3 protein-coding genes (1 of these 3 running past the window's edge) are annotated in these 20,964 nt (G+C 70.5%); all 3 read left to right on the plus strand.

The annotated features are described in order from the left end of the window. Tightly spaced (each overlapping or abutting the next), the 3 genes in view from ACL03I_RS20290 to ACL03I_RS20300 form a layout consistent with a single transcriptional unit that may run on beyond the window. Positions 1–7,230, plus strand: the end of a protein-coding gene (locus tag ACL03I_RS20290; RefSeq protein WP_412806693.1) for an SDR family NAD(P)-dependent oxidoreductase. 14,523 nt of this gene lie to the left of the window's left edge; only the last 7,230 of its 21,753 coding nucleotides appear in the window; the start codon falls outside the window, past its left edge; its stop codon occupies positions 7,228–7,230. Beyond that, complete coding sequence (locus ACL03I_RS20295; RefSeq protein WP_412806694.1) at positions 7,227–19,139, plus strand: thioester reductase domain-containing protein; 11,913 nt, start codon at positions 7,227–7,229, stop codon at positions 19,137–19,139. Before ACL03I_RS20290 ends, ACL03I_RS20295 begins: the two co-directional genes overlap by 4 nt. Next, positions 19,136–20,959: a thioesterase domain-containing protein gene (locus tag ACL03I_RS20300; RefSeq protein ID WP_412806695.1), complete on the plus strand. Its 1,824-nt coding sequence runs from the start codon at positions 19,136–19,138 to the stop codon at positions 20,957–20,959. Before ACL03I_RS20295 ends, ACL03I_RS20300 begins: the two co-directional genes overlap by 4 nt. Positions 20,960–20,964: the final 5 nt, after the last annotated feature.

Raw genomic sequence — 20,964 nt, forward strand, 5'->3', positions numbered from 1 at the left:
GCGCCCGGAAGCTTCGCCGACGATGTCGCGGACGACTTGCGGGCGCGTGGCGGGGAGTGTGTAGTCGCCAGGCCCGGTGACGGGTTCAGGTTCCGCGGGGAAGACGAGTTCGAGATCGACCTCGGCGTGCCCGCGGCCGTGCGGGCGTTGCTCGGGGCGGTGGACGACGGTCGCGCACCGCTGCGCGGGATCGTCTCCGCGGTCGCGCTGTCGGACGAGGACGCGCCCGCACCTGTGGCGGCGGAACGTCTGGTGGTGGGTGCGCTGCATCTCGTGCAGGCCGCGGCGCTGGCCGGGGAACCGGCGGTGTGGCTGCTCACCCGTCACGGTCAGCGCGTGGAGCCTTCCGATCGGGTGGCGCCGCAGCAGTCGGCGCTGTGGGGATTCGCCCGCAGCGCGCAGCTCGAACACCGCGAAATGGGCTGTCATGTAATCGATCTCGATAAGGATGCCGACGTTCGTTCCGTGGTCGACACGTTCGTGACAGCCTCGTCGCCGCGGCAGCTCGCGCTGCGTCAGGGGCGTCGCCGGGTGCCGCGGCTCGTGCCGTTGACAGTGCCCAGCGCGCCGACGGCCGCCTCCGGCGCGGGTGGGACGGTGCTGATCACCGGTGGTCTCGGTGGGGTCGGTGTGCGGCTGGCTCGCTGGTTCGTCGACCGCGGTTGGCCGGACGTGGTGCTTGCCGGAAGGTCCGCGCCCGATGCTCGAGCGGAGTCCGTCATCGCCGAATTGCGGGCGCGTGGAGCTCGGATCGAGGTGCGGTCGCTCGACGTCGCCGACCGCACGGCCGTGGCGGCCACGCTGACTTGGATCGACCGTGAGCTGCCGCCGCTGGCGGGCGTTGTGCATCTGGCCGGAGTGCTCGATGACGGCGTGATCGCCGAGCAGACGGCCGCACGGGTCGGGCGGGTGCTCGCACCGAAGACGTTCGGTGCGTGGCACCTGCACGAACTGACCGAGGGCCGGTCCTTGCGTTTCTTCTTGCTGTTCTCCTCGGCCGCGGCGGTGGTCGGTCTGCCCGGTCAGGCCGGCTACGCCGCCGCCAACGCCTTCCTCGACGGCATGGCCGAGTCGCGCGGCGCGGCGGGTTCGCCCGCGCTGTCGATCGCGTGGGGCCCGTGGGCGGACACGGGAATGGTCGAGCGGCTCAGCAGTAGCGCGGTGCAACGGCTGGCCCGCCGTGGTTACGGCTTGCTGCGGCCCGAGCGGGCTTTCGACACGCTCGCCGAACTGCTCGGTTCCGCGGCTCCGGCGGTCACCACTATGCCGTTGACGATGCCGGGTGTGACCGCCGCCGACGTGCCGGACGTGCTGCTGGACTTCGTCGCTCCGATCGAGAACGTGTCTACGACAACCGATTCGGCCGCCGACCTGTCCGCGAGGATCGAGGCGCTGGTGCGCCGCTGTCTCGGGTTGGCGCCCGGCGATGATCTCGATCGACCGCTGCACGAACTCGGGCTGGACTCGGTCGCGGCCCTCGAGATCCGTGACGAACTGTCGCGCTCCAGCGGTCACCGCCTGCCCGCCACCCTGGCTTTCGAGTACCCCACCCCGCGCGCGGTGGTCGGCCTGCTGGTGCGGCTGGGCTCCGCGGAAGTGCCGTCCGTGCCGCCGTCGATCGACAGCAATGGCGATTCCTCCGATCAGACGGCGGCACGGACGCCCGCTCCCGGGCTGAACCCGGAAATGGCCGTGGACGTCACCGTGCCCATGTCGAACGGCGTCGCGGCCGTGCCGCCGCGGGCAACGGATACTGCCCCGCGCACTCACCGGACCGGCACAAACGACGCGGCGGCCGCTGCCGACCGCTCGGCCGCGCGCGACCGGCGGCCCGTGACCGCGCGCGCATCGGCTGACTCGTCCGCGCCGACCGCGCCCAGCGTCGGTCACCAGGAGGTTCGACATGCGTCGGCCGAGTCGTTCGCATCGCGCGAGACACCGACCGCGGACGCCATCTCGAATACCGATCGCCACATCGACGCGGTGGGGGACATCGCGATCGTGGGCGTGAGCGGACGCTACCCGGGCGCGGACGGGCTCGACGAGTATTGGCGGGTTCTGGTCGAGGGACGCGACTGCGTCACCGAGATCCCGCAGCAGCGGTGGGATCACAGCCGCTATTTCGTCCCCGACCGCCACAACCCTTTCACCGCATACACCAAGTGGGGCGGGTTCCTCGACGACGTCGACTGCTTCGATCCGCTGTTCTTCGCCATCTCCCCGCGCGAGGCGGAGATCCTGGACCCGCAAGAGCGGCTGTTCCTGCAAACCGCCTGGGCCGCATTGGAAGACGCCGGACACTCCCGGGCCGACCTGGCCCGTGGCGGCCTGCGTCCGGAGCAGGCTGGTGTGTTCGTCGGTGTCATGTGGGGCACCTATCAGATGTTCGGTGCCGAGGAGTCCCGGCTCGGGCGCGGCACGCTGCCCGGGTCGACGTTCTGGAGCATCCCGAATCGTGTCTCGCACGCCCTGGACTTCCAGGGGCCGAGCATGGCGGTGGACACGGCGTGCTCGTCCTCGCTCACCGCACTGCACCTGGCCTGCCAGAGCATCCGGGCCGGCGAATGCAGGCTGGCGCTGGTCGGCGGCGTCAATCTGTCACTGCACCCGTACAAATTCGTCGCGCTCAGCCAGGGGCAGTTCGCCTCCACCGACGGCCGCTGCCGTTCCTTCGGCGCAGGGGGCGACGGGTATGTGGCCAGTGAGGGTGTGGGGGCGCTGGTGCTGCGGCCGCTGGCCGACGCCGAAGCCGACGGCGACACCATCTACGGCGTCATCAAGGGCACCGCGATCAACCACGGCGGCCGGGTCAACGGGTTCACGGTGCCCAATCCCGATGTGCAGGCGGCGGTGATCCGCTCGGCGCTGCGCAGCGGTGGCGTGGACCCGGCGTCGGTCTCCTACGTCGAAGCGCACGGCACCGGCACCGCGCTGGGCGACCCGATCGAAATCGCCGGTCTGGCAAAGGTGTTCGGCACGTCCGGCGTGACCGAGCTGCCGATCGGTTCGGTGAAGTCCAATGTCGGCCACCTCGAGGCCGCGGCCGGTGTCGCGGCGCTGACGAAGGTGCTCCTACAGTTGCGCCACCGGACCATCGTGCCGTCGCTGCACGCCACGCCGCCCAACCCGAACATCGACTTCGCGGCCACACCGTTCCGAATCCCGTCCCGCCCGCTGCCATGGCCCGGCGGAGATCCGGCGCGGCCGCGCCGGGCGACGGTGAGTTCGTTCGGGGCAGGCGGGGCCAACGCAAACGTGGTGATCGAGGAGTACGTGGATCGCAGGCCGCAGACGCGATTCAGCGGCGGTCAGGTCGTCCCGGTCTCCGCGCGCGACGGCGAGCGGCTCACGGAGTACGTCACCGCGCTGGACCGTTTCCTCTCCGGGCAGCAGCCGAACCTCGCCGATCTGGCCTTCACCATGCAGGTGGGTCGGCAGGCGGGCAGCGCGCGCGCCGCGTTCGTCGCGCGCGACATCGGCCAGTTGCGCGCCGCGGTCCGCGCCTGGGTCGAGGACGTGCCGGGCGCCAGGTCGTGCCGGGACGCGGCGGAGGATTCCCGGATCGCGCGTTGGCTCGGCGGTAAGGACCTCGATTGGGCCACCGTCCGTGATCCGGGACCACGACGCCGGATTCCCGCGCCCACGTACCCGTTCGCCCGTGAGCGGTACTGGATTCCGGACGTCGCGTCCAGCGTCGAACCGGGTGCCGGGCACAGTGACCAGTCCACATTCACGCCGGACAACACCTCGCTGCCGCAGCCCACGTCGACTTCGGGACCTGTTCCGGTCGCGCAACCCGCGCTGAATGGGCAGGCCACGCTCCAAGCGGGAGCACCGCAACCCGTATCAGCGCAATGGCTCGCACTCGAGCCGTTGTCGGAGCTTTCGACGGGCGGATTCGAGACGGAGGCCGGGATGCGGGAGTCCGCGCCGACCCGCCGGGCAGCAGCGCAACGGTTGCTGGTCCCGGTCTGGCGAGAAGCCGCGCTGCCCGGCGGTGACCTGCGTTCCCGCCGCGCCCTGCTGGTATACGACGCGCGAACCCCGCACCACCTGGTGGAGGCGCTGACCGCCGCTACCGGTGATCCGGGCCGCCTGGTGCGGCTCTCCGAACTACCGGGCGACCTGCACCGCGACGACTTCGACGCGGGCGCTGCGCTCGGCCGGGCGCTCGCGGCCCGCTACCCCGACACCGACTGCGTCCTCGATGTGTGCGATCTCGTACCCGCGGCGACCGGACGACCCACCGGCGACCTCGGCCGAATGGGGTTCTACCAAGGCGTGATCGAGGCGCGCGCCGGTTCGCTCGCGCTGCTGCACATCGCCGCCGGACACCCCGGCGCGGACGGCCCGGAGTCCGCGCCGCTGGGCGGCCTGGTCGCCGCGCTCGCCGAGGAGATCCGCGACGTGCGCACACGGAGCGTCCATATAGGTGACGAGCGCGACGCGGTGTGCGCCGATCCCGCGCGATTGCTGGCGATACTGGGCGCGGAGAGCGCGGCCACCGAGGACAGCGCGCCGCGGGTGCGGTATCGCGGTGGAATACGCGAAGCCGTCGAACTCACCGACGCGACAGCACGCGACGGTCTGGTGGTGGATCCCGCCCGCACCTATGTGGTGACCGGCGGCACGCGCGGACTGGGTGCGGCGTTCGCGGCGGCATTGGTCGAACGCGGAGCGCGCCGCTTGGCCGTCCTCGGCCGGGAACCGCTACCGCCGCAGACGGAATGGGACCGGGTCGCTGCCGGAACCGGCCCCGAGGCGGAGAAGGTTCGGCGGCTGGTGCAGTTGCGTGACCGCGGCGTCGCCGTGCGCACCTACTTCGGCAGCCTCACCGACGAGGCGGGGTTGTCCGGCTTCTTCGATCGAGTGCGCAACGAGCTGGGCCCGATCGGGGGCGTGCTGCACTGCGCGGGAAGCGTATCCGCGGAGAGCCCGGCGTTCGTGCGCAAGACCGGCGACGCCGTCGCGACCGTGCTCGCGCCCAAATTGGCGGGCACCGCGGTCCTCGCCGACGTCTTGGCCGCCGACCGTCCCGACTTCTTCGTCTTGTTCTCCTCGGTGTCGGCCGTGCTGCCCGGCTTGTCGGTGGGCCTGTCGGACTACGCGATGGCCAACGCGCACCTCGACCGCTTCGCCGAGGCCCAGCACGCCCTGGGACGACACTGGTTCCGGTCGATCAATTGGCCGTCGTTCCGTGACACCGGGTTCGGCGAGGTGACCAGCGCGGCCTACCGCGCCACCGGCCTGCCCACCCTCAGCGCCGCAGAAGGATTCGAACTACTCGACGCGGCACTGGGTCTATCCGCCCCGGTAGTCTTGCCCTACCACGGTGCGGCACTTCATCTTTCGACACAGACGAATCGACCTGCAGCAGAGTCGGCGCCCGTGCCGACCGCGCGGCCCACGGCGGCGAACGGCTCCGCGGCGGCGTATCAGGAATTGCTGCGCATCTTCTCCGACGAACTGAAATTGGCCCCCGCCCGCTTCGAGGGCGACAAACGGTTCGAGGAGTACGGCGCGGATTCGGTCTTGATCGCCTCGGCGGTGCGCCGGATCGAGCAGGTCGTCGACGCGCCCTTCGACCCGGCGCTGGTACTGGAGTTCCCGACCCTGAACGACTTGGCGGGCCTGTTGACCGAGCAGTTCCCGGAACGTTTCGCGCCCGAAGCGCCGCCGGATCCACCGGCCGATCCGCAGCGGCCATCGGCTGATCATCAACGCACACCCGACAGCGGGACATACCGTCCCGGTGCGGCCACCTGGGCGGCCGACGCCCGCCGTGGCCGGGCAGCCGAGCCCATCGCCGTGGTCGGCATCGGTTGCCGCCTTCCGGGCGGCGACACTCCGGACGCGTTCTGGCGCTTGCTCGCCACGGGCGCCTCCGGCATCCGGGAGGTGGACCCGGCTCGCTGGGATCCCGCCCGGTTCTACCGCCCTGGCGGCGGGCCCGGTCTGACCAACAGCAAATGGGGCGGGTTCGTCGACGGTGTCGATCTGTTCGATCCGCAGTATTTCGGGGTCACCGACGAGCTCGCTTGGCAGATGGACCCGTTGCAGCGGCTGCTGCTCGAGACGTCGGTGCTGGCCACCACCGACGCCGGATACCGGCGCGAAGAGTTGGCGGGCAAGCGAGTCGGCGTCTACGCCGGCAGCAGGGCGGCGAATTACTTCAACCGCATCCCGGTCGCCGACCGGCACACCATCATCGGCATCGGGCAGAACTTCATCGCCGCGCGCATCTCGGACTTCTTCGACTGGCACGCGGGCAATGTCGTGCTCGACAGCGCGTGCTCGTCGTCGTTGCTGTCGGTGCATCTGGCCTGCCAGGCGTTGCGGGCGGGCGAGGTCGACGCGGCGCTGGCCGGTGGGGTGGAAGTGCTGCTCGACGAGATGCTGTTCGTCACGTTGTCGGCGGCGGGTGTGCTCTCGCCGAACGGGCGGTGCGCGACGTTCTCCGAGGACGCCGACGGTTTCGTGCCGGGCGAGGGCGCGGCGCTGCTGATGCTCAAGCGGCTGGACGACGCGCTCGCCGACGGCGATCGGGTCTACGCGGTGCTGCGCGGCTCGGCGATCGGCAACGACGGGCACACGATGGGCATCACCACACCCAACATGCGGGCGCAGATCGAGGTGGTCACCGCGGCGCTCGAAGTGGCGGGCATGTCCCCGGACGCGCTGTCGTATCTGGAGGCGCACGGCACCGGCACCATGATCGGCGACCCCATCGAACTGAAGGGGTTGGCGACCGTGCTGGGCGACCGGTCGCGCGGCCCGGAGCCGTGCGCGGTCGGCAGCGTGAAAACCAATATCGGGCACCTGCTGTCCGCGGCGGGCATCGCCGGGGCGGTCAAGACGATCCTGGCCGTGCACCACGCGGCGCTGCCGCCGTCGCTGCACTGCGACAACCTCAATCCGCGATTCCAGTTCGCCGGATCGCCGCTGCAGGTCAACCGAGAACTGCGCCCGTGGCAGCCGGCCGACGGCAGGCCCCGCGCGGCGGGCGTCAGCTCGTTCGGCTTCGGCGGCACCAATGCCCACCTCCTCGTCGAGCAGGCGCCCGATGGGCACCGTCCGACACGCCACCCCCTGGATCCACCCGCCTTCCGCAAGAGGAGCTTCATGCTGCCGAAAACGGTTCCCAGCACATCGACGGAGCCCGCGCCGCGGATCGTGGTGCCGATCAGCGCGCCCGCACCGTCGTTCCTCCAGGTGGAGCCGCTGCGATGAGCGGGATCGAATTGGACAGCTTCGCCACCACCCTGCGCGCCGAGGACCCGGTGGTGCGCGACCATCGCGTGCACGGTGTGCGGATCCTGCCGGGCGTGGTGTATCTCGACATGATCCTGCGCGCGGCGATGGCGGCGGGGTACCGGCCCGGCGAGCTGACGATCCGAGAGGCGTTGTTCCAGCGTCCGGTCGCCCTCGCCGACGACGGCGCGGTGCGCATCGCGTTCCGCGTGGATCGTCCGACCGGCCGGATCGCCATCGACGTCCAGAGCCTGGACGCGAAAGGCGTGCCGGTCGGCGCGATCGAGCCTGTCGCGGAATGCGTTGTGGTGCGGTCTGCTTCCTCCGATCAGCCGCCGGGGATCGATGCGGCCGAGTTCCGGGCGGCGTCGCGTGCGCGCGGCATGGCGGAGCTGTACGCCCAGACCGGCGGCCGCGGTATCGATCATCGCGAATTCATGCGCGCCACCGGACATTTCGCCCGCCGCGACGATGTGGTCACCGCGACGCTTGGTCTCGGTGCGGAGGCCGCGGCGCATCTGCCCGGCTTCCTGCTGCACCCCACGTTCCTCGACGCCTCCACGATCGTGCCGTTCATCGATCCGCAGCGGCTCGGCGTGGACGACGACAGCGCGTTCATCCCCATCTTCTTCGGCGACGTCCGCGCCTGGCGCGCGACGCCCGAGGAGGTGCTCGTGCGAGCGGCGGTCCGCGGTGGCGGGCACGGCGGGGACCTGCTCGAAGCCGATGTGGCGCTCTACGACCAAGACGGAGCGCCGGTGGCGCGGTATCGGCTGACGTCCAAGCGTGTGCGTGGCAGCGCTGATATCCAGCGGTTGCTGACGCGGCCGCAGGCAGCACCCACGGGACAAGCCACGCCGCGACCGACGACTGTGCCGGTGGCCTCAGGTGATCCGCGTGCGGTGATCACCGCCGATCTGGCCGCTCTCGTGGCCGGTGAACTCGGCGCCGACGCCGCGGGGATCGCCACCGACGTCGGGTTCTACGAGCTCGGATTGGATTCCGGTCGTCTACTGCGGCTGACCGCCGAGTTGGAGGCGAGGGTCGGCGAGCCGCTGTATCCGACGCTGCTGTTCGAGTACCAGACCATCGACGCGCTCGCCGGACATCTCGCCGACACCGTCGGCGCGAAGTATCGCCCCGCCACGTCGGCCCCGGACACCGTGCCCGTTGAATCCACCGTGGTCGCCGAGGTGGCGGGCCCGCCGACAGTTGACCAGGTCGCGTCGCCGGAATCCGTAGTGGCAGACGACCTCGTCGTTTTCGGGTTCGACTGGGAGCCCGACACCACCGCGCATACGCGTCGGGAACCCACCAGCCTGCTCGTCTTCGATACCGCCGAGCACCCTTACCCGCACGGCGCGGCCGCGACTGTCATCCGGGTCCGTCCCGGTGGCGAGTTCGTCTCCGGTACAGACGCTTTCGTCGTCGACCCGGCGGACGCACGGCACATGGAGTTGCTGGTCGACCAGCTGACGGCCCGGCGGCTGCGCTTCGACGCCGCGGTGTACCTGTGGCCCGAAACGACGACAGACAGTGACCCGCAGGCGCTGATCGAACGGGTGTACCTGCCGCTGCGCGATCTGCTGCGCGCGGTCGCGGGAGTGTCCGAACCGCCGGTGCGCCTGGTGCTGGCTCTCACACCGGCGACACCCGCGGGTGAATCGAGTTGCGCCCTCCTGGGCGGTGCGGCCCGCACACTGCGGCTCGAGCAGCCGCAACCGTTGCTGCGGGCCATCCAACGCGACCCCGCCCGTCCGATCGACGACATCGTGGCCACGGAGCTGGGCATCGACGAACGCGACCCCGCCACCGAGATCCGCTACCACGGCGCAGAACGCCGGATCCGCCGGACCCGCCCGCTCACCGATGCCACGCCGAGTTCCGGCGACGCGGTGCTGCGCACGGGATCGGTGGTCGTCGTCACCGGCGGATTCGGTGGGATCGCCCGTCACCTGGCCCGCCGCCTCGCCGCCGAGTACAGCGCACGGCTGGTGCTGGTATCGCGCCGTCCGCTCGACGCGTCGGCCGCGGGACTGCTGGCCGAGCTCGGCGAACTCGGCGCGGAAGCCGTACACGTGCGCGCCGACGTGTCGGTCGCGGCCGACGCCGAACGCGTCGCCGCGATCGCCCACGCCACCTTCGGGCCGGTCGACGTGCTCTACCACGGTGCGGGTCAGTTGCGCGACGGACTGCTGTCCGGCAGCAGCCGCGACGACGCGAGAACCGTTCTCGCACCGAAGATCTACGGCGTCGAGCACTTGACGCGGGCGCTGCCGGAGACCCGCCTGACCGTGTTGTTCTCCTCGGTCTCCGCGGTGCTGGGCAACCCGGGGCAAGCCGATTACGCGGCGGCCAACCGCTATCTCGACGTCTTCGCCGAACAACGCGACCGAGCCGGAAGCAGGACGATCAGCATCGGCTGGCCGCTGTGGGCCGAAGGCGGCATGCGTCCGCCCGCCGAGCAGATCGCCGCGCTGCGGCGCGCCGGTGTGGGACTGCTGCCCACCGCGACCGGACTGGACCTGCTGCTGTCCTGCGCGACGCTCCACCGCGCACAACTGGCCGCGGTATGGGGCCACAGCGACATCCTGCGAGCACGACTACAACCGGCAACCGCACCGTCTGCCGCGCCATCCGCGCAGGGCGATGCGCCTCACGCGACCGTGCCGGTCGACGAGCATCGCAAGTCCGTCGAGGAGCCCATCGCGATCGTCGGAATCAGCGGCCGCTACCCCGACGCGGAGGACATCGAGGAGTTCTGGCGCAATCTGCGCGACGGACACGACGCGGTCGGCCCGGTCCCCGCCGAACGCTGGTGGCTCACCTCCGTCCGAGGCACGCCCGGCGCGCCACCGATGACCGGCGGATTCCTGCGTGACGTGGGTGGTTTCGACCCCCAGTTCTTCCGCATCCCGCCGGTTCAGGCGCCGCTGCTTGACCCGCAGGAGCGATTGTTCCTGCAGCAGGCGTACGCGGCGCTCGAGCACGCCGGCTACCACCACACCGACCCGGCCGTGCGCGACCGCCGGGTGGGTGTGTTCGTAGGCGCCACCTGGAGCGACTACCGGCTGCTCGGAGTGGCGGCCAGCCGCGACGGCGATCCGGTCGCGGTGGCCTCGATCCCGTCGTCGATCGCGAACCGCACCTCCTACACCCTCGGTCTGCGTGGACCGAGCCTCACCGTGGACACCGCGTGTTCGGCGTCGCTGACCGCACTGCATCTGGCGCGGCGCAGCCTGCTCGACGGCGAATGCGACGCGGCGCTCGTCGGCGGGGTGAACCTGTTGCTGCACGAGGACAAATTCCTGCTGCTGCACAGCCTGGGCATGATGTCCGAGAGTGGCCGGTGCAGGCCCTTCGCCGCGAGCGCCGACGGCTATGTGCCCGGCGAAGGCGTCGGGGCGCTGTATCTGAAGCCGCTGTCGGCCGCCCGCGCCGACGGCGACACCATCCACGGCCTGATCCTCGGCAGCGCGGTGAATCACGGCGGGCAGACCTCCGGGTACAGCGTGCCGCATCCAGGGGCGCAAGCCGACGTGATCGGCGAGGCCCTGCGCGCCGCCGGGGTCGACCCCGCCGCGATCGACTACCTCGAGGCGCACGGAACCGGGACACCGCTCGGTGATCCGATCGAAATAGCCGGGCTGGCCGCCGCTTTCGGCAAGGCGGGCGGCGGCCGCTCCCGCGCACTCGGGTCGACGAAGTCGAACATCGGCCACCTGGAAGCGGCTGCGGGCGTCGCGGGTCTCACCCGGGTGCTGTTGCAGCTGCGTCACGGCCGGATCGCGCCGACATTGCATGCCGCACAGGTCAATCCGGCCATCGCGTTCAACTCGGTGCCGTTCCGCTTACCGCGTGAACTGGAGGATTGGCCGCGCCGCACCGTCGACGGCGTCGCGGTCGCGCGGCACGCGGGTATCAGCGCCTTCGGGGCGGGCGGCGCCAACGCTCACGTGGTGCTCGCGGAGTTCATCGACGACCGAGTGCGTCCGGGTGCCACCGGTGAACCCGAGATCTTCGTGCTGTCCGCGCGCACTCCGGAGCGGCTGCGCCGCTATGCCGAAATCATGGCACGGCACTTCCGCACCCTCGACCCCGCGGATTTCCTCGACGCGGTGCGCACCTTGCAAGTGGGCAGGCCCGCACTGGCCCACCGGCTCGCGGTGGTCGCGTCCTCGCCGCTCGAGGTGGCCGACGCGCTCGATCAGTTCGGCGCCGACCAGCTCGGCCCCGTGGTCACCGGCAGCGTCGACGCACACACCCGGCCACCGCTGTACGCGCCCGCGGCGGACGACCGAGAGCTGGCCAGGCAGTGGGTCGCGGGCGCCGATGTCGACTGGCGTGGACGCGGCGGGCCACAGCGCCGAATTCCGCTTCCCGGCTATCCGTTCGAGCGCACCGACTACTGGATCATCGCACCGCCGCGTGCGGGGTTCGATGCCGCGGTGGAGCGGTTCGACGCGTCCATCCAGCCCGCGGGCACAGTGGAGCCCGGTAAGGCCGAACTCGGCCGCTACGCGGCGATGCTGCTGTTCGCCACCTTCGCCGGAATGGGGCTCACGCCGGGGGAGTGGACCACGCGGTCGCTGGACGCGCGCCTTGGTGTGCGGCCCGAATTCGACCGGCTACGCACCAGCTGCCTGGATATCCTGCGGCGACATGGGCTGGTGCGATGGCACGACGACCGGATCGAAGTGCCTGGTCCGCCACCCGGTACCGGCGGGATGCGCGCCGACCTGCTCGCGCGCTTCCCGGAGACCGAACCGTACGTGGCCTTGCTCGATGCCTGCCTGGCCGCCTATCCGCGCGTACTGCGCGGCGAGATGTCCGCGACCGAGGTGCTGTTCCCCGGCGGGGACCTCGAACTGGTCGGCGCGATCTACCGCGGCAACGCCGCCTACGACTTCACCAACGGATTGCTCGCCGGATTGGCGTCGGACGTGGCGCAGCGGCATGGCGAGACCCGGCCGGTGCGGATCGTGGAAGTCGGCGCGGGCACCGGCGGTTCCACGCACGCGGTGCTCGACGCGCTCACCGAACGCGGGATCGCGTTCGACTATCACTACACCGACGTATCGCACAGTTTCGTCGCGCACGGCCGACGCACCTTCGGTACGCGGTCGAACGTGCGGTTCGGCGTGCTGGACATCGAGACGGATCCGATCGCGCAAGGCTTCCCCGCACACCAGGCCGATCTGGTGATCTGCGCCAACGTCCTGCACGCGACGCGGTCGATCGACGCGACGTTGCGCAACGTCCGGCGGCTGCTCGCGCCCGGTGGCGTGCTCGCCTGTACCGAAGCGACCGCCGACCTCGAGGTTCTCGCGCTGACGTTCGGCCTGCTGGAGGGCTGGCACGCGTATCGCGATCCCGAGGCGCGTCTCCCGTATTCGCCGTTGCTGTCCGAATCGCAGTGGCGGGACGCCATGAGCGCGGCGGGTTTCTCTGAAATCCGCGCCTGGGGTCCCGGCCTGTCGGAGGACCCGGAGCCGAGTTTCCGGTTGCTGGCCGCGGTCAGCGCCACCACGCTGCCCGCTGTCGCCTTACCCCCGGCCGATGCGCAGCCCGCCACCGCGCGAGTCGGCCTCGCCGATACCGAGAACCCGCCCGCCGGTGCGCGGCCGGACGCGGAACCGGCCACCGTGAGTGGTGCGGCCGCCCTGGAAGCCGAACTCGTCGCCCTCGTCGCCGAGGGCCTCGGTGTCGGGCGCGGCGAGGTGCGCGCGGAGCTGCCGCTGTCGGACTACGGCGTCGATTCCATTCTCGCGGTGAAGATCATCGATCGAGTCAACGCCCGCTACGACTTGGCGCTGCGACCCACGGTGGTGTTCGACCATCCGTCGGTGCGGCTGCTCAGCAGGCACATGGCCGAACAAGGCGCTTCCGCTCCTCGAACCGCCACCGCGCCGCCCGCACGGCCCAGCGAAAGGTCAACATCGATGGACATCGCCATCATCGGCATGTCCGGGCAGTTCCCGGGCGCGGAGAACCTCGAGGAGTTCTGGCGCGATCTCGCCACAGGGCGGGACGCGGTGACCGAGATCCCCGCCGGACGCTGGCCGATCGCCGAGCATTTCCGTCCCGGCCTGGCGACGCCGGGCAAGACCTACTCCAAGTGGGGCGGCTTCCTCGACGGCGTCGAGGAGTTCGATCCGGCGTTCTTCGACATAGTGCCTGCCGAAGCCGATTACATGGACCCGCAGCAGCGGCTGTTCCTGGAACACAGCTGGCTGGCCCTGGAAGACGCCGCCATCGACCCGAAGTCGTTGCGGCGCACCCGCTGCGGCGTTTTCGCCGGGTCACCCGGATCGGACTACGCCACCCTGCTGCGCAACCGCGGAACGGTCGGCTCCCATCACGTGTTCACCGGCAACAGCCCGGCCATCCTGCCTGCCCGCGTGGCCTATCACCTGGATCTCACCGGCCCGTGTCTCGGTCTGGACACCGCTTGTTCCTCGGCGCTGGTCGCGTTGCACCAGGCCTGCCGCAGTCTCACCGCAGGGGAGTCGGAGCTGGCGCTCGCCGGGGGTGTCGCGGTGTTCGTGACACCCGAATACCACCTGCTCGCCTCATCGATGGGCATGCTCTCACCACGCGGGCGATGCGCGAGTTTCGATGCCGACGCCGACGGTTTCGTGATCGCGGAGGGTGTCGGCGTGGTGGTGCTCAAGCCGTTGGCCGCCGCCGAACGCGACGGCGACCCGATCCACGGGGTGATCCGCGGGATCGGCGTCAACCACGACGGCCGCACCAACGGCATCACCGCACCCAGCGTTCGTTCGCAGACCGAACTGGAACTGGCGGTGTATCGCGACGGCGGGATCGATCCGTCCACCATCGGTTACGTCGAAACGCACGGCACCGGAACGCGGTTGGGCGACCCGATCGAACTCGAGGCACTCACCGCGGCGTTCCGCCGCTACACCGACGCGGTCGGCGTCATCCCGGTGGGATCGGTGAAATCGAACATCGGGCACGCCTCGCACGCCGCGGGCATGGCGAGCCTGTTCAAGGTGCTGCTGGCCATGCGCGCCGGACAGGTGCCGCCGTCGCTGCACGTCGCTTCGGTGAATCCGCTGCTCGGATTGGAGCAGTCGCCGTTCTTCGTCAACACCGAACTGCGGGCCTGGGACGGCGCGCCACGCCGAGCCGCGATCAGTTCCTTCGGTTTCAGCGGCACCAACGCGCACCTGGTGGTCGACGGCGCACCGGCCGTAGCGACCGCACGGCGTGCGGGGCCCGGGATACCGCAGGTGGTGGTGCTCTCCGCGCGCAGCGCTACGAGCCTGTCGCGGATGGCGCGGACGCTGCGCAGGCAGCTCACGGCGCATCCGGACCTGTCGCTCGCCGACGTCGCGCGCACGCTCGCGGCCGGGCGCAGCGAATTCGAGCATCGGCTCGCGGTGGTCGGGGATTCGGTGGATGCGGTCGTGGCCCGGCTTGCCGCCTTCGCCGACGGCGACCGGCCTGCCGGGGTCTACACCGGAACGACCGACACCCCCGCCGCGGACCGCGACACTGCCACCGTGCTGGACGACCCGGAGGCGGTGGCACGGCAATGGGTCGAGGGCGGGCACGTCTCACATGCGGGCTGGGCCGACCCGGCCGCGCGCCGTATCCATCTGCCCGGCTACGAGTTCGACCGGGAACGGTGCTGGGCACCGGACATGAGCGCCCCTTCGTCCGAGCACACGGCGCGCCCGTCGCACAGCTCCGTTGTCGGCGAAGCCCAGGACCTCGCCGCGACGCAGCGCACCGCAGCCCCATCGACCGGCGCGGCGCCCCGCGAGCTCAGCACCGCCGCAGCGGTGGCATCCGGCACGACAACGGTCGAGACGGCACTCGATGGACCCGCGACATCCTCGCAAGCTGTCGGAGGCTCGTCGGTGCCCGCGACACAGACGGCCGCTGCGCTCCAGGACAACAGCGCGCTCCAGAACGCTGCCGACGATCGGGCTCGTGGACTTGCGGCGCCTGATCATGCCCAGCCCACACCGCCGGACCCCACGCAGCGACGGCAGTCCGCCGAGACCTACCTCAAAGGCCTGCTCGCCGAGTACTGCCGACTCGACCCGCAGCGGATCCGCACCCGAATCCCGCTGCAGGACTATGGCATCGACTCGGTGCTGATCAGCAAGATGAACGACCGGCTGGAAACCGACTTCGGACCGATGCCGAGCACGCTGATGTTCGAATACCAGACCGTCCGCGACCTCGCGGGCTACCTCGCCGACGAGCACGGGCCGCGTCTGGCCGCCATCACCGACGACACGACGACCGCAACCGCGGCATCCGGCGGCGCACCCGCGTCGGTGGGCTCGGTCGCCTCCGAGCCCACCGCTCCCGCCGAGCATTCCGCCGACGACGCGGACGACGCCGAGGACATCGCCGTCATCGGCATGGCGGGCAAGTTCCCGATGGCGGGGGACATCGAGGAGTTCTGGGCCAACCTGGTCGCCGGTCGCGACTGCATCGTCGAGGTGCCGCCGCAACGCTGGGATCACCGCGAATACCTGTCCGACGATCCCGACGAACCGGGCACCACCTACGCGCGCTGGGGCGGATTCATCGACGACGTCGACAAGTTCGACGCTCGCTTCTTCGGCATCACCCCCAAAGACGCCGAGGAGATGGACCCGCAGCAACGGCTGTTCCTCGAAACCTCCTGGGCGGCTCTGGAAGACGCGGGTTACTCGCCCGATCGGGTACGCCGCAGCGCCGCCGCACGCGGCCTGCCGGATGCCGGCGTCTTCGCCGGGGTCGGCTACGCCGAGTACCAGGCGTTCGTCGGCGTGCCGATCTCGGGGTATTTCGCGGTGGCGAATCGGGTGTCCTACCACTTCGGCTTCACCGGCCCGTCTCTCGCGGTCGACACGGCGTGCTCGGCGTCGCTGACCGCGCTGCATCTTGCCTGCGAGAGTCTGCGCCGCGGCGAAGCGGCCTACGCGCTGGCCGGTGGGGTCAACGTGTCGATCCATCCCGGCAAGTACTTGCTGCTCGGCTACGGCCGCTGGGCATCCACCGACGGCCGCTGCCGGACGTTCGGCGCGGGCGGCGACGGCTACGTGCCGGGCGAGGGTGTGGTCACGTTGGTCCTCAAACCGCTGCGGCACGCACGCGCCGACGGTGACCGCGTTTACGGCGTGATCCGGGGCAGCGCCGTCAACCACGGCGGGCGCACCAACGGGTTCACCGTCCCCAACCCAGTCGCCCAGGCCGACCTCATCGGCCGAGCCCTGACCGCGGCACGCGTCGACGCGGCCGACATCGGCTACGTGGAAGCCCACGGCACCGGTACCGCGCTGGGCGACCCGATCGAGATCGCGGCCCTCACCAAGGCCTATCGGCGCTCGACAGCGGAGCAGGGCTACTGCGGCATCGGCTCGGCGAAATCCAGTGTCGGACATCTGGAGGCGGCGGCGGGCGCGGCGGGCGTGGTCAAAGCGCTGCTACAACTGCGCCACGACACCATCGCGCCGAACCTGCACAGCGATCCACCGAACCCGGGAATCGACTTCGCGGCGACACCGTTCCACGTCATCGATCGGCCCACACCCTGGCCGCGCCCCGGCGACGGCACACCACGCGTCACCGCCGTCAGCTCGTTCGGCGCGGGAGGCTCCAACGCCCACATGATCCTCACCGACGCCGAGCCTGTCGCGGCAACGCCGGAAGATGGGCGGCCGAGGATCGTGGTGTTGTCCGCCCGCGACGCCGACCGACTGGCGGAGCTGGCCGCCCGCACCGCCGATCGGCTGCGCGATCACCCGCTCGCGCTGCCCGATGTGGCGTGGACGCTGGCCGTCGGCCGGACACCGTTCGAACATCGCCTCGCGGTGGTCGCCACCTCGACGGCCGAACTCGTCGAACTACTCGACAGCACAGCCGATGCCGGCGCACCCGCACCGGCGGAGGGGCTGCTGGTCTTCCGCGGCGTGGCCCGCACCCACCGCGACCTCGACGAGCTGCCCGGCGAATCGGATGCCGACCGCGCCGAAGTGCGCGCCCTGCTGCGGTCGGGCAACCTGCCGCGAGTCGCCGAACTGTGGGCAGGAGGATGGACCGTGGACTGGGAACAGGGCTACGAGCAGCCCTTCGGCCGGATCGTGGGTCTGCCCGGTTATCCGTTCGCCCGGCGCAGGTACTGGATCGTGCCCGAGGACTACCGCAGACGAACACCGCACGTGGTCGCGAAGACGGTGGTCACGCAGGAGATCGAGCCACCGCAGTCGGAGCAGCGCAACGGGCACTCACCGAACGGCACAGCGCTTCAGGACGTTGCGGCACCGCCGGAACCGGTCGAAACGCCCACCGCCGAAGTCGCCGCACCGGCCGTCACCGAGCCCTCCGGTGACGAATTCGACAGCGAGTTGTGCGACCGTCTCGCCGAGCACATCCGGGAGATCTTCGCCGATCTGACCAAGTCCGACCCGGCCGAGCTCGACCTCGACGCGGAATTCGCCGACTTCGGATTCGACTCGGTGGCCACCGTCCGGATGCTCAACCGGCTGATGAAGCACTACGACGTCAAGATCCCGGCGGAATCGACCGAGCTGCATCCGACGATCGCGTCGCTGTCGCACTACCTGGTGGCCGAAGGCATCATCTCCGGCACGGCACACGACGACGCTCCGCGCCCGACCGTGGCCGCCGCGGCCACAGCGGCCCAGCAGGACATCCCCGTGGTGACGACAGAGGTCCCGATCCCGGTGCGGTCGGTCTTCATCACCGGCGTGACCGGCGTGCTGGGCGGCAAGCTGCTGCACGATCTACTCACCCGCACCGACGTCCGGGTGACCTGCCTGGTGCGCGGCAAGACCGTGGCCGCGGCCGAGCGTCGGATCAAGCACTTCCTGAGCACCTACGACCCGGAGTCGACCCTCGACGAGGCGTTCGCGCAGCGCGTCACCGCGGTGCTCGGCGACGTCTCCAGCGAACGGCTCGGCCTGGACGAGGTCACCTGGCGGCGGCTGGCCGACGACGTGGACTTGACCATCCACGCCGCGGGCCGCACCACCTTGGTCACCTTCTACGACGCCCTGGCCCCGATCAACGTCGAAGGAACCCGTCGCGCGGTGGAATTCGCGTTGCGCTCGCGCGGCAAGTACCTGGTGTACGTGTCGAGTTTCAGCGCGCTGGGCGATCGGCTCAATTTCAACAACCCGCCGTTCACCGAGCGGGATCTCGAACTGGGTCAGGGCTACGACCATCTGCCCTACCAGCAGACCAAATACGAGTCGGAGAAGCTGATCCGGGAGGCGAGCGAACGCGGACTGCTGTGGGACATCGTTCGCCCCGGCAACATCATGGGCGACAGCCGGACCGGCCGGTACCCGTTCTCCGAGGTCAGCGTCAAAGGAGCGTACTACGACATCCTCAAGACGATGATCGAGACCGGCGAGACGATGCTGACGCCGGTGCACTGGGACATCAGTCCGGTCGACTACGTCAGCGCCGCGATCGTGCACATCGCCACGCGCCGCGCCACCTACCGCGAGACTTACCACCTGACCAATCCGGACATCCGGCGCTACTACGACGTGGTCCGCTACGTCCAGCGTGCCGGGTACGAGGTGGCGTTGGTGCCGCTGGAGGAATTCCACCGCAGGGCCACCGACCGGCAGATCTACCGGCTGGGCACCGACGAGGTGTACGACAGCCAGACCCTGGAGATGTTCAAGTACGGCATCGAACTGTTCGGCACCATCCACTACGAGGAGAGTTCCTACGCCGACTGCACCTACACCCGCCGCGTGCTCGGCGCGGCGGGCATCGACTGCCCGCCGACCGAGGATCTGGTGCGGGTGTACCTGGCGCACTGCGCGGAGGTGGGCTACATCCCCGCACCCCGCGGGGCCGAGCCGACCGCGGAGGTGCTGCGGTGAGCTGCACGATCGTCTTCCCGGGGCAGGGTGCGCAGCGCACCGGGATGGGAGCGGATTTCTGCGCCGAATTCCCGCTCGCGCAAGACACTTTCGCCGAAGCGAGCGCCGCGGTGGGCGAGGACCTGCTGCGGATCTGCGTCGAGCGGGATCCGCGACTGCATCGCACGGAGTACACCCAGCCGTGCGTGCTGACGATGGAGATCGCCGCCTACCGGGTGCTGGTGAGCGAATCCGGCTGGCAGCCCGTCGCTTTCGGCGGGCACAGTCTCGGCGAGTACGCCGCGCTGGTCGCGGCGGGCGTCTTCGAACTCGCCGACGGGGTACGGCTGGTGCGCACGCGCGGCGCGCTGATGCAGCGGGCGGTGCCGGAGGGCGCGGGCGCGATGGCCGCGCTGATCCTGCCGGGCATCGCCGACTCGGGGGTGGCCGATCTGGTGGCCGAGGCGGGCGTCGAGGTGGCCAACGACAATTCCACCGATCAGCTGGTCATCAGCGGTGAACGCGACGCTGTCGCGGCCGCCCGTGTCGTGCTCGGCGAGCGCTTCCCGGAACTGCGGTTCGTCCCGCTGCGGGTCAGCGCGCCGTTCCACTCCCGCTGGATGCGCGGCATCGAGGACGAGTTCGCCGGACATCTGGCCGAATGCGCACCGCGCACGCGGGCCGAGCGCGCGGTCGCGGTGACCTCGAACTACACCGGAGAGTTCCATCGGCCCGAAACCCTCGCCGAGCATCTGGTCCGCCAGATCTCCGCCCCGGTGCGCTGGACGGCCAACATGCGAGCGTTGCTGCGCTCGGGCACACCCCGCTACGAGGTGGGCCCGTCGGCACCGCTGTCGAAGTTCTTCGCGACGCTGGATGCCCCGGTGACCCGGATCGCGACGGTAGCTGACGTACGTGCGCTGCCCCTATCGCAAGCCGCTCCGGCTGAGACGGTCTCGGCGATTTCCTCGGCAGCCGCACTGACAGCGGCTGCGCCGGTCACACCGAGAACGGCTATGCCGGTCGCACCGGAACCCGCTCCGGCTGCGATGACCTCTCCGACGGCGGTTGCGGCGCAACCGATTCGCGAGGCGCAAGGGCTGACCATCCATCGCAAGAGCGCCGCGACGCCGAGCCTGCGGTTGTTCTGCTGGCCCTTCGCCGGCGGCAAGGCGGCGGCCTACACGCCGTGGCGGCGCCAGCTGCCCGACTGGATCGAGCTGTGCGTTCTGGAACTGCCTGCCCGCCAACGGCATCTGGCGCAGACGCCGATCCGGCGATTCACCGATCTGGTCGAGACGGCGTTGACCGCGGTGCTGCCGCTGACCGATCTTCCGTTCGCGTTCTTCGGCCACAGCCTCGGCGCGCTGGCCGCCTACGAGGTCGCCCGCCGCCTGCCCGAGGGGATCGCGCCACGCGCGTTGTTCCTCGGTGGCGCGGTGGCCCCGCATCTCCCCAGGCCGGGTCGGTTGTCGGAGCTACCGGACCACGAGTTCGTCGCGGCGGTAGGCCATTACGGCGGCATACCGCCGGAAGTGCGCGAGACCCCGGAGGTGATGGCGCTGTTCCTGCCCGCGTTGCGCAGCGACTTCGAGATCTTCGACGACTACCGATTCACACCCGCCGCCGCGCCGTCGTGCCCGGCCCACCTGTTCGGTGGTCGCGACGACCGCCAGGTCGCGGCCTCCCAGCTGGAGGCCTGGCGCGACGTCCTGCCTGGACTGCGCTCCACCGAGCTGCTGCCCGGCGGCCACTTCTTTCTCGTCGAGCAGCGGGCAGCGCTGCTCGACTCGCTCGCGGACAAGCTCGCCGCTGTCCGCCCCGACGCGGTATCCGCCTGATGAAG

This window comes from Nocardia sichangensis (assembly GCF_047200615.1).
GTDB classification, from domain to species: domain Bacteria; phylum Actinomycetota; class Actinomycetes; order Mycobacteriales; family Mycobacteriaceae; genus Nocardia; species Nocardia sichangensis.

Bases quoted from the DNA above. Each gene is read 5' to 3' on its own strand.
- ACL03I_RS20295 (WP_412806694.1), top strand. From the start codon at position 7,227: ATGAGCGGGATCGAATTGGACAGCTTCGCCACCACCCTGCGCGCCGAG.